The sequence below is a fragment of the Legionella sp. genome (genome assembly GCF_047605385.1).
Taxonomy (GTDB): domain Bacteria; phylum Pseudomonadota; class Gammaproteobacteria; order Legionellales; family Legionellaceae; genus Legionella.
Genome location: NZ_JASGFU010000003.1, coordinates 16,867 through 33,463 on the forward strand (window position 1 = coordinate 16,867; position 16,597 = coordinate 33,463).

Sequence of the window (16,597 nt, forward strand, 5' to 3'; positions counted from 1 at the left end):
AAATAATGACACAATTATTATGATTTTTTCAATAAAAACAACCGTAAACGTTCATGAAAGGCATGCAAACATGGATGACAAACTCTTAATTTAATGACAGGAAGATTACTGGCCTCTTCTGACATAACCATTTGCTAACTATTCTTTTTCATTGCTATACTCGTCAAAATATCACCTAATTCCATGGGCATCGGAAAAACAATAGTTGAATTATTTGTACCGGCAATCGCAGCCAACGTTTGCAAATAACGTAACTGCATGGCTTGTGGTTGCTGCGCTAAAACCTGCGATGCTTGCAATAATTTCGCTGAAGCTTGCAGTTCCCCTTCGGCATGAATCACTTTAGCACGACGCTCACGCTCGGCTTCCGCTTGTTTAGCAATGGCACGGATCATACTTTCATCCAAGTCCACATGCTTGATTTCTACATTTGAGACTTTGATGCCCCAATTATCGGTTTGTGCATCAAGAATTTTTTGCACATCACTGTTTAAACGTTCACGTTCGGATAACATTTCATCCAGCTCATGCTGGCCCAATACCGAGCGTAAAGTAGTTTGTGCGAGTTGACTTGTCGCTTCATAATAATTTTCTACTTGAATAATCGCATTTTCTGGAGCAACCACTCTAAAATAAAGCACTGCATTAACCCGCACCGAGACGTTATCTTTAGAAATAACGTCCTGACTGGGTACATCCATCACAATGGTACGCAAATCAACGCGAACCACTTGTTGAATAATAGGAATAATTAATACCAATCCCGGACCTTTAACCCGCCAGAAACGTCCCAGCATAAAAACGACTCCGCGTTCATATTCTCTAAATATTTTAATCGCAGAAGCCAATAAAAATAGAAACGCAGCGATGATTATTCCAAGAAACAGTGTCATGATTTTCTCCTTAGTCCTATTACTCTTCTTCCACATCAAGAGTCAAACCTTGATTACCTACAACTGTTATTGTTTTGCCGGCAGCAATAAAACACGAAGCACGTATATTCCAAATTTCGCCATTAATTAGGGCTTGTCCGCTTAAATTAATATCTCCCAAAGTTTTACCTTTAGCGCCAAGCAATGAGGCAAATCCATGACGCACTTTTTGACGACGTACTCGTACTACCATGCTTAAAATAATAATAAAGATCAAAATATTGACTAAAGCCATAGCCCAAATCACCGACCAGGCAATATGATAGGTTTGCGAATGAGTATTAATGAGCATAATAGAACCCAGCACAAAAGCAATTGTTCCGCCTACACCTAAGGAACCAAAGCTTGGTAAAAATACTTCGGCAATAATAAAGCCTATCCCTAAAATGATAAGGCAAAAACCCACATAGTTTATGGGCATTAATTGTAAAGCATACAAAGCCGTCAGCATAGCAATAGTGCCCACCACGCCAGGCAAAACAAAACCAGGATTAACCAATTCAAAAAAAATTCCATAAACTCCTAAGAGCAACAACATATAGGCTATGGTAGGATCGGTAATCATTGATAAGAAATACGTACGCCAATCTGGACTGACAACTTCAATATCTGGATTATTGGTATTCAGCGTGATTTGTTGGTTATTTTGCGTTACCGTTACCCCGTTAAGCTGAGATAATAAATCATGCTTATTGAGAGCAATATAATTGATTACATGCTCTTTAAGTGCTTCTGATGCGGTCAACGTTTTTGCGTTTAATACGGCTTCTTGTGCAAACGCAGAGTTGCGGCCACGTAATTGTGCCAAAGCACGAATAGTTGCCACAGCATCATTATTGATTTTCTTTTCCATAATGGTTGGTTGTTTTTCACCTTTACCAATATTACCCAAGCGTTCATCGATATGCACAGGGCTTGCAGCACCTAATTGGGTTCCTGGAGCCATAGCGGCTAGCGTACTTGCATATAGTAAGTACGTTCCTGCACTTGCTGCGCGTGCACCTGTGGGGCTTACATAAGCAACTATAGGTACTTTTGATGATAAAAATTTCTGCACCATGATCCGCATAGATTCTTCCAATCCTCCTGGAGTATCAATAGTGATTAAAATCAAATCTGCTTGTTGTGATGTATCTATGGTGCGTACTACGTAATCTGCAGTTGCTGGTCCAATAGAACCTTTGATACCTAATTCTACGATCTTGGCTGCGGATGCGCTTGAAGTTGCAAGAAGCAAGGTAACAACCATGCGTATCAAATAACGGGATATGGTGCTGGAACTTTGCCTGTAACTTAAGCGACACATTCCTTAATCCTTGCGTGAGAGTCCTATGAATAAAGATAGCACAGATAATGTCGGGCCTTGGCCCGACCTACGTCACAATCATTATCACACGTGGGTTGAGCCTTGGCTCAACTTCTACTAGAAATAAACCCCAATTTGCGCCGAAACAGTATCCGCAGACTTACCAGTACCTAGCGTTGGAGCATTAACAGTACCTGCTGGGGCAGCACCATTAGCATATTGGGATCTGGAGTAATCCATATCATGTCGATATTCAAGACTTTCTACCGTATCTTTCCAAATAGAAATATTAAACACACCAATAAGTCGCTGATGTGGTAAATTCAAAGCCAATGCCTCTTTGGTCCATTGATAACCAACACCGATTGATGAAGGTTTATTAAAGGTCTTGAAGGTCATATCAATTTCAGTTTGGATTGCTTGTGGTCTTGCACCACGTCCATTAAAACTTAAATCTTTCTCTCTAAATGATTGGATTGTACTTACCCATTCTGCAGCAAAATTAAAACGATCATAGCCTAAGTTACCATAGATATCTATCGCTTGTGTTTTTCTAACGCGCTCATTTCCATGAAGCAAGGAACCAAAACCACCAAAAGTACCTGGGCGTGCAGCGGTATTTTGCATGCCAGCAGAATCAGCAATTGAACTAATATAACTGGTACCAACCTCACCGGTAATCTCATCATGGGCAAAAGTATAACCTAAATTCACTCCGCCAACACCTGATTTACCTAAGTTAGTATCGCTGCGATAAATATAGGTTGCAGCAAATGGACCGGTATTTTCTTGTGACTTATACCCCAGAATGAAAGGCCGTGTTTTGGTGCGCGCCAAATTCATCGTCAAAGGTGCACTAATCATGGAACTGGAATAACGCCCAAAAGGCACATACAATTGACCTGCGGTAAAATACAGTGGAGTCTTATCTAAATTACCAATGTTCACAAATCCTAAGTTTAGGTTAAACACAGAATTATTAATGCGTGGACCAATTTCTGGCGGGCTACCATCATAGGCAATGGACATATACGCTTCGACATTTTGGTTAAGCGCTGCAGCCACGGCCAATTCACTTGAACCCAAGTCCAAATCAGTAGTTGTCTCACCCATGTAATTGCTGTTAATCATACCAATAGGTTCTGCTTTACCACTGATGGCAATGATAGGACGTTCAGGAATAGGATAACCTATGTTTTTATAGGCATCATACAAACGCCGTCTTTGTTGCATCAAGCGAATATCGCGGTTAATGCTGGAAATGTTAACAATATAGTCCGAACCATCAAATGCTGGTCTTGCTCCCAAATAGGGAGAGGTAATTACCGGAGTTCCTGCAATATAGGTAATGACGCGGCCATCTGCTACTAGAGCTGTTGGATAAAAGCCAATGGACTCAGGGTGCTCTTGGGGAGTATGTACAGTAAGTGTTGACGAATGGTATTTAACCATTTTTGTTTCTTTGTGCTGATGCTTTTTCTCCACGGAAACTGGTTCTTGTTTTCTTACTGAAGCGATATCCTTTTTATCTGTCCTATATGTTGTTCGTTTAGCAAGGTGCTTTTCCTGATGAGAATCCAATTTTTTTTGCAATGCAACTAATTGCGACTGTAACTGCTGCGTTTGCTTTTGTAAAAGTTCGATTTGACTTTGTAACTGCTGATCATTTTCCGCATAGAGTGGCGATGAAAAACAGACTAAAGCCAATACTATTTTTTTTAACTTCATGCGGGTACTCCTGTTTACAATTTTTACTTCCACACAGAATGTGGCCGGAGAGTATAGCGCGGCTAATTTGTACTTACTAGAGTTTAATTATGAAAAATTGATAAGCAAGCTGAACTTTGTAGAAGCGAGAATTTTTGCAGTGATTTAATAACGTTGAATTTCAGGGACAGGCATTGATGCCTGCCCCATACTCACAGTGAGTCGTTTACGATTATACATCACCTATAAGTCGCATACCAAAATATGGGCCAAATAATCCATAGTTCACTGAAGCAACGTTAGGTGCAGCCAATATTTGGAATTGCTGTGTGCTTAACACATTGAAATAATTAATAACCTGATAACCTGCATCCAGGTTTACAATCATGCCTTGAGCAAAATTATACGTATAATTTAATCCTAGTTTTGCTTCCAGACTGGGTACAATTGCTTTCTTACGCGCATAAGCTTGCGCTTCAATTAAACCAAAATTACTAACAACAATGCCTTCATGATAACGTGCTGTCCCATAAAGCAGAGAACCCGCACCATTAGCAACAATGCTTAAGCCATTGTAGAGATCATAAGTGTAATTAACACCAAGAGTAGGACCAAAACCTTTATAGTCAGTATTATTGAAAATATTCAATGGCGAAGTAGTTAAAGCAACGACTTCCGGATTAGTAATATAGGTTTGCGCCATTGATTGAATATTTGCATATTGCATGCCTGCATAAATACGCATTTTGTTCTTCATGCTAAAATCAACATGCTGACCCATAACAACATTTACTTGATCAAAATGATCGCTGTTTTTAAAGAGTGATGGAATGGCTACAGGGCTCAAAGGTAAAAATGCAATAATGTTTGCATGATTTGCATTGCTGTGGAAGTGAGTCCAATTAACAGTAACATCATTTCCAGTGCTGAAATAATAAGAACCTTCTAAACGATAGCCCCAATCCCAGGAATTACCAACATCTTTAATGTAAATAGTACCAACCTGAGGAGAGAACTGATATTGATAGGTTTTTTCAGCACCATAAAGTGATCTTAAATACAGAGCATCTGCACCTAGCTCCCATTTACTTGCTTCACATGGAACGGTAACATTCCCTGGAACGCAAACAGGTCCCATGGTTCCAGCATTTGCTAAACCACTTGCCGCTAATCCAAGTACAGCTATTGTTGTTTTCTTTAACATAAATACTCCATTAGAAAGAAAAAAGCCCATCATCAAGAATGACGGGCTTTACTTAAAAGCTTAGTCAGTTAAGAAATTAAACATTTCCAACATATTTCAAGCCGAAGTAAGGACCAGAAGCACCAAAATCGCTTGTCGTCAAGCCAGCGATGCTAATCATATTGACTGGGCTGAAGTAGTTAAACCACATATATCCAGCATCCAGGGTCAAGTCACCTTGAGCCATAGCATAAGTGTAATCAGCACCCAATTTTGCTTCTACCTCAGGAACGATTGCAGTTCTAGAACCGTGAAGTGGAACAATAGTAGTTAATCCGAAACTGGTAATTCCACCATTATTGAACTTGGAAGTACCAACTAATACAGCAGCAGCACCTTTAGCATAAATGCCTACGCCATTACCGAATTCATAGTTCATATCCAAACCAGTACGTGGGCCAAAACCGTTGTATTGAGTAGTTAAGTTAAAGCTATCTTCCACAAAAGTGCCTACGCCAGTTGGAACAGCAATGCTTATAAGTGATGAAGGCTTAACACGTGCGAATTGAAAACCGCCGTGGAAACGCATTTTCTTGTTCGCGCTAAAATCAACGAACTGACCGAATTCACCGTTTACTGCATCCCATCTCATTTTATTTTGCGCTAATACATTTGTAGCACCAACAAAAATCGCTGGATTAATAAATACGTTGTTTGTATTAGAATCTAAGTGATACCAAGTAACGGTCACATCATTGCCAGTATTAAAATGGTAAGAGCCTTCTAATTGGAAACCCCAGCTCCATTGACCACTTAGGTCATTGAATACGGAAGCGTTATTTACGCTAGGATAATAAGAAAAACCGTTGTTGGTAGTTGTTTGCAAATACAACGCTTGTCCACCGATATCCCATGCCATTCTTTCGCAAGGAACGGTAACATTACCTGGGGTGCAAACTGGTCCCATGGTACCAGCGAATGCAGTACTGCTCGCTAGAGCAAGTACAGCTGCCGCTGTTTTATTCAAATTTAACATACTTATCTCCACTTTTTTATTATTAAATCCTTCGTTACTTATTTCTAAGAAAAACCATAGATAACAAGCAACTGTACGTATTTTACCTAAGCAGTGAACGTACGATGCCAAATTATCCTGATCAAGCTTGACAAAGTCAACACCTCACCTAAATTTCTTAGACAGCAAACGATTAAATATTGCCCACATACTTTAAACCAAAATAGGGGCCGGAAACACCAAAATCAGTGCTTTCTGTTTTTCGGTTAAGTTCTTGATTTATTTGTATATTTGATAATATATTCTGGTTGCTCAATGTATTAAAGTAGTTAAACCACACATAGCCAACATCAATAATAATATCACCATGTGACCATAGATATGTGTAATTTCCACCTATTTTTGCCTCCATTTCAGGTACGATCATTGCCCTTGAGCCAGATGCTGAAATAGGGATTAAAACTGGTTCAACTTCCATATCATCAAGTACAACCGGAGTAAGTCCTTTATCTTTAAATTTAGCTCTTCCTACCAACAGCGATGTCGCTGTTTTGCCATATATACTGAATCCGTCACCCAGCACATAAAACAAATCAAGTCCTATACGCGGGCCAAAACCATTATATTCGGTATTAAATGCTGTGAGAGACACAGGATTTACCAATCCTTCAGGAGCAAAAGAAAAAGAATCATCAGCGTAGCCTATAACTGCATTAACGTTTGATGTAATTCGAGAATATTGGATACCACCATGAAAGCGGATTTTGCTGGCTTCACTAAAATTGGCATATTGACCAAATTCTACCTGTAGCGCATCCCATTGATTATTTAAATCTAATTGCAAATTAATTGGATTAAACAATCCCAAAAGATTAAGTCCAAAATGCCTGTTTTTTGCATGCAAATGGTACCATGTAATTGCCAGATCATTACCTGTATTAAAGTAATAAGCGGTTTCAAGTTGAAAAGCCCAATCCCAATGTCCCGTCAGATCTTTGTAAATTCCATTAGCTCCTGTCGGATAGAAAGAAAAATCTTTATTGAATGCAGTCTGCAAATATAAACCTTGAACACCAACATCCCAAGCTTCATGTGCGCAGGGGACAGTCACATTACCTGGTGTGCAACTAGGGCCCATAGCTCCTGCAAAGAGGCTACTACTTCCTAAAAATAGAATTGTTAATGCTGTTTTTTTTAAAACGCACATCCTTTTCTCCACATCACTATCTACTGAGCTTGCTGTAATTATTTTTGCTAAATGGCTGGCTCTTGGCATACATTTTTTTGAGGCACTGCATGCAAGAGAGGGAAGAGTATCTATATTGATTGAAGTCAAGTCAAGGAAATTAATCATCTTTTTCAAAGAGATACATTTTATTTACTCATTAGATTTATTTTTTGAACACATTTATCGGCAGAAGAAAATTCACCCCATATACAAGAATGGGGTGGAAATAGAGGAAGATTATGCTAATAGTTTAATTAAATATTAGCTACATACTTTAACCCAACATAAGGACCACTAGCAGCGAAATCATGAGATCTGTACTCACCATCGATACCTTGACCTAGAACGTTGAAGTAGTTGAACCACATGTAACCAGCATCCAAAGTTAAGTCGCCTTGAGCCATAGCGTAAGTGTAGTTAGCACCTAACTTGGCTTCTAACTCAGGAACAACCGCTGTTCTTGAACCGTGATAAGTAGTATAGATGTCATATATATTATTGAACTTAGTAGTACCAACAAGCAAAGAAGTAGCTGCTTTACCGTAAATTCCAAATCCATTCCCAAATACATAGTTCATGTCCATGCCAGTACGTGGACCGAATCCATTGAATTGGGTGCTGTATCTGTCAGCAGAATCTACAATAGGAATGTAGTTAGTTAACGTTGACTTGATACGAGCGAATTGGAAACCCCCATGAAAACGGATTTTTTTGTTCGCGCTAAAATCAACAAATTGACCTAATTCACCGTTAACTGCATCCCACTTTTGATTGATTCTTGTGTTAACAAAGGGATCAAAGAAATGGTTCGTAGTATCCAAATGGTACCAATTGATATTGATATCATTACCAGTATTGAAATGGTAACCAGCTTCTAATTCAAAACCCCAGTTCCATTTACTGCTGGCATCGCGGTAAGTATAGTCAGTAAACGTAGGACGGTAAACACCAGTGTTGGCAGTTTGTAAATCTAATGCATAGCCACCAATTTCCCATGCACTATGTTCGCAAGGAACAGTGACGTTACCTGGAGTGCAAACTGGACCCATTGTGCCTGCAAATCCGGCACTGCTACCTAAAGCAAGAACTGCTAATACAGTTTTTTTCAAACTAGACATGCAAAGTCTCCATATAAGTTATTATTAAGTTCCTATTTTGTTAACGACAACAATATGTTCATTAACAAAACATGCTTGCAATTATTTGTCGCAAAGCATGAAAAGATGAGCAGTATCTCGATCGTAGGAATATAAGTCAAGAAATTTAGTAAAAATCCAATATATTACACAAAGATGCTTTTTAGAGCATGGTGCATTATTTTGATCATTCCTAATGGATTGGCTGAGAAATTACTTTAGCTAACTTTTTGAATGGCTTTAAAAAAACTCACCCCGATTACGGTTAGTAATCGGGGTGATTAAGTGGGAGATTAAGCAGATTATGGCAACTAATTAAACGTTACCTACGTATTTCAAACCAACGTAAGGACCAGAAGCACCGAAGTCAGTCACTCTCTGCTCAGCAATACGTGGTGCATCACCCATTGCATTGAAGTAGTTGAACCACATGTAACCTGCATCTACAGATAAATCACCTTGTGCCATAGCGTAAGTGTAGTTAGCACCTAACTTAGCTTCAAGTTCTGGAACAATTGCAGTTCTGGAACCAGAGTAGAAAGTAATGGCAGAAGGAGTTGTAATGAATGGAGGTACATCACCGTTGAACTTAGTAGTACCAACTAAAATAGCTGCTGCTGCTTTAGCATAAATACCAAAACCGTATCCAGCGAAGACGTAGTTCATGTCAATACCAGTACGTGGACCAAAACCGTTGTACTGAGATCTTCTTGCAACGCTAAACACTTCAGTACCTGTTGCTGGAACAAATTCAGAAAATGCTCTGTTATTTTTAACACGAGCAAATTGGAAACCACCATGAAAACGGATTTTTTTGTTCGCGCTGAAATCTACAAATTGGCCTAATTCACCGTTAACTGCATCCCACTTGTGATTGTTAAAACCAAAGAACTGATCACCAGCAACATCTGTGAAACCAAAACGATGGTTACCAGAATCTAAGTGATACCAAACAAGTGTTGCATCATTACCAGTGTTGAAATGATAAGAACCTTCCAACTGGAAGCCCCAATTCCAACGACTGTGATCACGATATACACCATCGAAAGTAGGTAGGAATGCAGCGTATTCATTATCATTGTTGTTGATGATTTGTAAATCGATAGCTTGTCCGCCGATGTTCCATGCTGTACGTTCACAAGGAACAGTTACATTTCCTGGAGTGCATACAGGCCCCATAGTACCTGCAAATACGGCACTGCTACCTAAAGCGAGTACTGCTGCTGTTGTCTTTTTCAAACTTAACATGCTAAGTCTCCATCTATATTTTTTTTATTATTAGGTTTGCATTTTTTTATTGATAACTTACGGCTCAAAAGTTACCAGCAGCATGCTTTCGTCGCTTTGGTTCGAAGCATGCAACACCATGAGTATGGCTCCGAAAAAAAATAAATCAAGCAAAGTTTGAAAAAAAATTTTAATATTTTTCAAATAGATGCTTTTTTTGCTCATGCAATCTATTTTTTAATCAAATTGATGATTACTCTTCTATTTGCAGCACGACCTTCATCTGTATCATTTCTGGCTACTGGATGTTGTTGGCCCATCCAAGTGACCGATAATTGTTCTTCTGGTACACCAAGTGTCACTAAATAATTTTGCACAGTTTGTGCACGCTTCTGTGAAATTGCATTATTATAACCCTTACGCCCAGTCTCATCTGTATAACCCACAATGCGGATCACTTGGATCTGCTTGTCTGCTGCGACATATTGCGCAATTCGACGTAATTGTGCCTTATCGTCCTCACTTAGCTCACGACCATCAGGCGCAAAATGGAGTATGCTATCTTTTACTTTATCATAACCAAATGGCAATAAGTTCCCCACACAATGTTGATAACGAGCATAAGGTTTTTGAAAACCAATGGGGGTAAGTGCAACAGTAACCCCAAAACCTATATCTGACTCATAATTAAATGTGGTTTCATACCCTCGTGATAAATAAGTTAATAATTTTAATGTTGAATCAGGCTTAAGAAAAACGCTATACGGGCCTGGATTAATATTCATTGTTCCCACTAAAAGAATAGGATCTGCAGGTTTCCACATTGGCGGTCTGGCCACAATTTCCGCAGGCAAAGGTCGTGTTACTTGATTCCACTGACGTAAAACAAAATGAGGTTGACGAGCAGCATATTGTTCAAAATATCCCACTCCATAATTGGGAATGGTGAGTACCAGCCCACATCGAATTGGGTTACCGCTCATGCGCCAGGTTTTGTCTCCCATAGGTAAGGCAAAATTGATGTGTCCCATTGCGAAGGTTGCACTGATTGAAAGAGCATAACCAGCAGCAATACGCTTTAAAAATACATACCGATTAACTTTGGATTTCATTTTTAATAATCCTAATGATCTAATTCATGTTATCCTTGGATATCGACGATGTTAAAATAATCTTTAATTATGAACTCTCTGACCATTATTAAGCCAGATGATTGGCATGTCCATCTGCGCGACAACGAGTTATTGCAACACACTGCAGCAGCCAGTGCACAACATTTTGCACGTGCTTTAGTTATGCCTAATCTCAAACCCGCATTGACTTCTTTATCAGTGCTTACGGCATATCGTGAAAGGATCCTCGCTGCATTACCGGCGGATACACAATTTTCACCCTACATGACTTTTTACCTAAACACGACTGTGGATGCTACTGACTTAGAGCAAGCAACAGTAAATAAGTTTGTTTTAGGTGCCAAACTATATCCTGCCGGTGCAACTACCAATTCGGAAGCAGGAGCTAAATCCTTAAAAGAGCTTTATCCTTTATTGGAAGTACTACAAAATAATAATCTGGTACTGCAAATTCATGGTGAAGTCACTCATAGCGATATTTTTGAGCGCGAAGCCTTATTTATTGAAGAGAGTTTAAAGCCATTAGTACATAACTTCCCAAAATTACGCATTGTTTTAGAGCATATTTCTACTAAAGCCGCAGTTGATTATGTCATTGAGGCACCGCATACCGTTACCGCAACCATCACAGCGCATCATTTGTTGTATAACCGTAATCAACTATTGGCAGGTGGAATTAAGCCTCATTATTATTGTTTACCGATATTAAAACATGCGGCTGATCAAAAAGCCCTCCAACAAGCTGTATGCAGTGGTAATCCTAAATTTTTCGCTGGAACTGACAGCGCACCACATGAGATTAACAACAAAGAAAATGCCTGTGGCTGTGCGGGAATTTATTCTGCTCCTTTTGCTTTAGCAATGTACACTCAGTGTTTTGATGAGCTACAGCAATTACCTAAGCTCAATAATTTTATGAGTCGTTTTGGTGCAGAGTTTTATCAATTACCAATAAATCAACAGCACATTGAACTCATTAGAAGCTCGCAAATCATTCCCAAATGCTTACCTTTGGGTGCTGGCCATGTTGTACCCATGGCTGCTGGCGAAACCATTCACTGGAGTATCCATGCCACTAAGTAATCCTGCATTATCCCTAACGATGAAAGAGCGTTTTCGCGGATTTTTACCAGTCGTCGTTGATGTTGAAACCGCAGGCGTTGATCCGCAAAAAAATGCATTATTAGAAATGTGTGTTGTTATTTTACATATGGATGAACATGGGCATTTACAACGTGGTAAAAGCCATTTTGAGCATATCCTGCCTTTTTCAGGCGCAGAATTAGATCAAAAATCGCTGGATTTTAATCATATCGATCCATTTCAACCTTTACGCTTTGCTGTGGATGAAAAAAAAGCTCTAGAATGCTTGTTTAAGCCTATTTTTTCTGCACTTAAAAAGAATCGCTGCCAACGTGCTGTGTTGGTTGGTCATAATGCTTGGTTCGATTTATTGTTCATTAAAGAAGCAATCAAAAGAACCGGGCTTAAATCACCCTTTCATGCGTTTACTTGTTTTGATACGGCCACACTAGGTGGTTTTATTTATGGACAAACAGTGCTTGCCAAAGCGCTACAATCAGCAGGGATTATATTTGATGCAAATGAAGCCCATTCAGCAATTTATGATGCGGAAAAAACTGCAGACTTATTTTGTCACATGGTGAATAAATGGCGCATGACACATGAGCAATGAATGTTTATGGCAATCGCACCCAATTTTGAAGGGTATTAAAAATCAAACAGTTCGCACAAGCACTCAAACACGTGAACGTTCACGTGTTTGAGTGCGATTGATGAATGTTGGGCCATCTAAGCCCAACATATAGAAATAAGAAAATTATAAGTCACCAGAATATTCTGATAGGTACTCTGCAACACCTTCGGGGGAAGCTTTCATACCTGCTTTACCTTTGTTCCAACCTGCAGGGCATACTTCGCCTTTTTCTTCAAAAAATTGTACTGCATCAATGGTACGGATGATTTCTTCGATATTACGACCAATTGGCAAATCATTAACGATCTGGGCACGCACCATACCTTTAGTATCAATGATAAATGCACCACGGAAAGCAATACCAGCGGCTGGATGCTCAACACCGTACGATTGACAAATGCTGTGGGTTATGTCGGCAGCCATAGTATAGCGAACAGGACCGATCCCCCCTTTGTTTACTGGAGTATTTCTGTATGCATTATGAGTAAAATGTGAATCAATAGATACACTAATTACTTCAACATTACGACTCTTGAATTCATCAATACGATGATCTAACGCAATCAGTTCAGAAGGACATACGAAAGTAAAATCCAAAGGATAGAAAAATACCAGCCCGTATTTACCTTTAATGTGCTCATGCAAATTAAATTTATCAACAATTTCACCGTTACCCATTACGGCAGCAACAGTAAAATCAGGAGCTTTTCGCCCGACTAATACACTCATTCTAAGATCTCCATTAAAGTACAGAAATTAGTTCTGCACCGATTATTATTGTTATGTAGAGCTAACTTCTTGTAATTATGCAGCAATTGCATCACGTAATATGGTTTCGAGTTCACCTTGCTGAAATAATTCGGCAATAATATCTGAACCCCCAATAAGTTCACCTTTAACATACAATTGCGGAAATGTAGGCCAATCAGACACTTGTGGTAATGTTTGACGGATGTCTGGATTTGCAAGTACATCTACATAGGCAAAATCAACATCACAAGACTCAATGCATTGCACCGCACGTGCAGAAAACCCACATTGAGGCATCTTGGGAGAGCCTTTCATATACAGTAAAATAGCATTTTCGGCGATTTGCTTTTTAATTTTTTCTACAGTATCCACAATCTTATACCTTTAAAAACGAATAAAACGTCAATTATGGCGAAAAGCTGGCAAGGTCGCAACCTATAAATTATTAGCGAGCAAGGCATTAAGATTAAAGTTTGTAATATTTCAAGATCTTATTCGCGCATCAAATTTTAATCTAACTGACCCAATAACAATCATTTTAGCACAAAAACCATATAGAAAATGTTTTACAGTCAACATTGAATATCGTAACTATCCTGCTAAACTTAGGACAAATCAAAATCCAGGAGATAATAATGACATTTACACTGCCCAAACTGCCTTATGCTATGGACGCACTAGCACCACAAATTTCTAAAGAAACTCTTGAATACCACTATGGCAAACATCACCAGGCCTATGTAAATAATTTGAACAAATTAATCCCAGGTACGGAATTTGAAACAATGTCTCTTGAAGAGATCATCAAGAAATCTACAGGCGGCATTTTCAATAACGCGGCACAAATCTGGAATCATACGTTTTACTGGCATTGCTTAAGTCCCAATGGCGGAGGCGAACCTACTGGTAAACTTGCTGATGCCATTAATAAGCATTTTGGCTCATTCAATGAATTTAAAGAAAAATTCACGCAAGCTGCAGCCACAACCTTTGGTTCCGGTTGGGCCTGGCTGGTACAAGATGCTTCTGGATCCTTAAAAATCATGAGTACCAGCAATGCGGGCACACCAATGACTGAGGGCTTAACTGCGTTATTAACCTGTGATGTCTGGGAACATGCTTACTACATTGATTATCGTAATGCGCGTCCTGATTATATCGCTGCATTTTGGTCTTTGGTACACTGGGATTTTGTATCTAGCAGCTTAAAATAAGTGTCATGATGCACTGCCTTCTTCAGCACACCCGCCGCTGAAGAAGTGTGTTTTTGTAAGAAGGAAATAACAATGGCTTTAATTACAAGCTACAATCCTATGCCGGTTACTTTTACTCATGGCAAAGATGTTTGGTTATATGATGAACAAGGAAATGAATATCTCGATGGCCTAAGCGGAATAGCTGTATGTGGATTAGGCCATGCTCATCCTGATGTCACCAAAACAATTCAGGAACAAGCAGCAAAGCTGTTGCATACATCCAATACTTTCCACATCAAACAACAAGAATTACTGGCTGAAAAACTCACGTCAATGGCAAACATGCAACAAGTATTTTTTGCCAACTCAGGTGCCGAAACCAATGAAGCAGCAATCAAGTTAACTCGCCTTTTTGGTCACAAAAAAGGCATCGAAACACCATCCATTATCGTAATGGAACGTGCCTTCCACGGCCGTACCATGGCCACTTTAACTGCTTCTGGAAATCGTAAAGTGCAAGCCGGTTTTGAGCCATTAGTCCCCGGCTTCATTCGTGCGCCATTTAATGATTTAGAAGCAATCCATACTATTGCTAACAACCGTGAAGATGTTGTTGCAATCATGTTGGAGCCAATTCAAGGTGAGGGAGGCATTTACGCCGCTGAAGAAACTTATCTACGCGCCATTGCCAAATTATGTGAACAACATGATTGGATGCTTATTTTAGATGAAATCCAAACAGGTAATGCACGTACTGGTAAACTGTATACCTGCATGCATTATGATATTCAACCTGATATTTTAACTACGGCCAAAGGATTAGGAAATGGCATACCTATTGGCGCTTGTTTAATGAGCAAAAGAGCGGTTGATTTATTCAAGCCTGGTAACCACGGTTCTACCTTTGGTGGTAACCCTCTAGCTTGCGCCACAGCATTGACGGTTTTAGAAGTAATTGAGCGCGATAAAATTTGCGAAAAAGTAAACAAAAACAGCCGCTTGTTGATGGAGCAGTTAACACATAACCTGGGTAATCATCCCCATGTTAAAGCAATCCGCGGCAAAGGCTTTATGATTGGCATAGAATTAGATAGACCAGCTACGGATATGCGTACATTAGGTCTTGAAAATCGCCTTATTTTTAATGTGACTGCCGATACGGTTATTCGTTTATTACCACCATTAATTATTAATGAAAAAGAAATTAATGAATTAGTAGTCCGCCTCACGAAAACCATCAATCAATTTACACAAAATTAAATAACACTTTTAGGTAAATGTTTTTGGCGTGGCTTTTTAATGATGCATCGGGGCATATACTCACATTTTCTGCTTCATTCCTGGACCAGTTCCGGCTAATATAAAGCTACTGTTCCTAAACCAGATGACTATGCGCTATACAAGCCTTCTTGATCATTTACTATCTGAACTAGATACCGCTCTACGTACACTCTTGCCTCCTAGCAAAAGAGGCAGTGCCCGTAGCTACCCAGCACAAAATATTGCGGAAAGTGGTGCGCTTACACCGCAAGAAAAAAAACACATTGCTGGCTTAATGAGGGTAAATCATGCTGGGGAAGTATGCGCGCAAGCGCTTTATCAAGGGCAAGCATTAACTGCGCAATTAACCCATATCAAACAGCAAATGAATCAAGCTGCAGCTGAAGAAATCGAGCACCTGGCTTGGTGCGAACAGCGCTTGCAAGAACTAGGCTCCCAACCAAGCATCCTTAATTTTTTTTGGTATGGCTGCTCGCTTTTGCTCGGAGCTTTAGCTGGAATTGCAGGAGATAAGGTAAGCTTAGGTTTTGTTGCAGAAACTGAACGACAAGTAACTGCTCATCTACATCATCATTTAAATCAATTACCGGCGTATGACCAACGCTCCCAAGCAATTTTACAACAAATGCAAGAAGATGAAACCCAACACGCAACCGCAGCTATAGATGCGGGGGGAATAGAACTTCCCTATCCCATTAAACAATTAATGAGCATGATCTCCAAATTAATGACAAAAAGCAGCTATTATATATAAAATAACAGACAATTCTTTTTCTTACTTATAAT

16 protein-coding genes are annotated in these 16,597 nt (G+C 39.4%); 5 read left to right on the forward strand and 11 right to left on the reverse strand.

The genetic code is table 11. From position 1 onward, the window contains the following. Positions 1–134: 134 nt before the first annotated feature. From QM652_RS01340 to QM652_RS01380, 9 genes are all read right to left on the reverse strand, one after another. Entirely contained in the window at positions 135–893 is a 759-nt protein-coding gene (locus tag QM652_RS01340) for a slipin family protein (protein WP_415072353.1), read from the reverse strand. A 19-nt stretch (positions 894–912) separates the two neighbouring features. Further along, on the reverse strand, positions 913–2,238 hold the full coding sequence (locus QM652_RS01345) for an NfeD family protein (RefSeq protein WP_415072354.1): 1,326 nt from the start codon (positions 2,236–2,238) through the stop codon (positions 913–915). A 117-nt stretch (positions 2,239–2,355) separates the two neighbouring features. Continuing rightward, on the reverse strand, positions 2,356–3,966 hold the full coding sequence (locus QM652_RS01350; RefSeq protein ID WP_415072355.1) for an LbtU family siderophore porin: 1,611 nt from the start codon (positions 3,964–3,966) through the stop codon (positions 2,356–2,358). 211 nt (positions 3,967–4,177) lie between these two features. Beyond that, positions 4,178–5,149, reverse strand: a complete 972-nt coding sequence (locus QM652_RS01355) for an Lpg1974 family pore-forming outer membrane protein (protein WP_415072356.1) — start codon at positions 5,147–5,149, stop codon at positions 4,178–4,180. A 76-nt stretch (positions 5,150–5,225) separates the two neighbouring features. Then, positions 5,226–6,164, reverse strand: coding sequence for an Lpg1974 family pore-forming outer membrane protein (locus tag QM652_RS01360; RefSeq protein WP_415072357.1), 939 nt, complete (start codon positions 6,162–6,164; stop codon positions 5,226–5,228). Positions 6,165–6,336: 172 nt separating this feature from the next. Continuing rightward, positions 6,337–7,497 (reverse strand): Lpg1974 family pore-forming outer membrane protein, encoded by a 1,161-nt coding sequence (locus QM652_RS01365; RefSeq protein WP_415072412.1) that lies wholly within the window; start codon positions 7,495–7,497, stop codon positions 6,337–6,339. A 128-nt stretch (positions 7,498–7,625) separates the two neighbouring features. Next, positions 7,626–8,489, reverse strand: coding sequence for an Lpg1974 family pore-forming outer membrane protein (locus tag QM652_RS01370; protein ID WP_415072358.1), 864 nt, complete (start codon positions 8,487–8,489; stop codon positions 7,626–7,628). Between the two features lie 333 nt (positions 8,490–8,822). Beyond that, entirely contained in the window at positions 8,823–9,755 is a 933-nt protein-coding gene (locus QM652_RS01375; protein WP_415072359.1) for an Lpg1974 family pore-forming outer membrane protein, read from the reverse strand. A 209-nt stretch (positions 9,756–9,964) separates the two neighbouring features. Continuing rightward, positions 9,965–10,846, reverse strand: coding sequence for a flagellar protein MotY (locus QM652_RS01380; RefSeq protein ID WP_415072360.1), 882 nt, complete (start codon positions 10,844–10,846; stop codon positions 9,965–9,967). 69 nt (positions 10,847–10,915) lie between these two features. Here QM652_RS01380 and pyrC point away from each other — a divergent pair, with 69 nt between their 5' ends. Together pyrC and rnt are read left to right on the forward strand one after the other, a co-directional pair. Next, a complete protein-coding gene (gene pyrC, locus QM652_RS01385; RefSeq protein WP_415072361.1) occupies positions 10,916–11,950 on the forward strand; it encodes a dihydroorotase in 1,035 nt (344 codons plus the stop codon). Then, positions 11,937–12,563 carry a ribonuclease T gene (rnt, locus tag QM652_RS01390; protein ID WP_415072362.1) on the forward strand — a complete coding sequence of 209 codons (627 nt, stop codon included), beginning with the start codon at positions 11,937–11,939 and terminating at the stop codon, positions 12,561–12,563. Before pyrC ends, rnt begins: the two co-directional genes overlap by 14 nt. A gap of 144 nt (positions 12,564–12,707) precedes the next feature. On the opposite strand, the gene QM652_RS01395 is transcribed toward rnt, so the two are convergent. Both QM652_RS01395 and grxD read right to left on the reverse strand, forming a co-directional pair. Beyond that, a complete protein-coding gene (locus QM652_RS01395) occupies positions 12,708–13,313 on the reverse strand; it encodes a peroxiredoxin (protein ID WP_415072363.1) in 606 nt (201 codons plus the stop codon). A gap of 75 nt (positions 13,314–13,388) precedes the next feature. Continuing rightward, positions 13,389–13,706, reverse strand: a complete 318-nt coding sequence (gene grxD, locus QM652_RS01400; protein ID WP_415072364.1) for a Grx4 family monothiol glutaredoxin — start codon at positions 13,704–13,706, stop codon at positions 13,389–13,391. Between the two features lie 263 nt (positions 13,707–13,969). Between grxD and sodB the strand changes: the two genes are divergently transcribed. The 3 genes from sodB (at position 13,970) to coq7 (ending at position 16,565) form a co-directional block, all read left to right on the forward strand. Beyond that, positions 13,970–14,548 (forward strand): superoxide dismutase [Fe], encoded by a 579-nt coding sequence (gene sodB / locus QM652_RS01405; RefSeq protein ID WP_415072365.1) that lies wholly within the window; start codon positions 13,970–13,972, stop codon positions 14,546–14,548. Positions 14,549–14,620: 72 nt separating this feature from the next. After that, positions 14,621–15,790: an aspartate aminotransferase family protein gene (locus tag QM652_RS01410; RefSeq protein ID WP_415072366.1), complete on the forward strand. Its 1,170-nt coding sequence runs from the start codon at positions 14,621–14,623 to the stop codon at positions 15,788–15,790. A gap of 130 nt (positions 15,791–15,920) precedes the next feature. After that, entirely contained in the window at positions 15,921–16,565 is a 645-nt protein-coding gene (gene coq7, locus QM652_RS01415; RefSeq protein WP_415072367.1) for a 2-polyprenyl-3-methyl-6-methoxy-1,4-benzoquinone monooxygenase, read from the forward strand. The last annotated feature ends 32 nt before the right edge of the window (positions 16,566–16,597 follow it).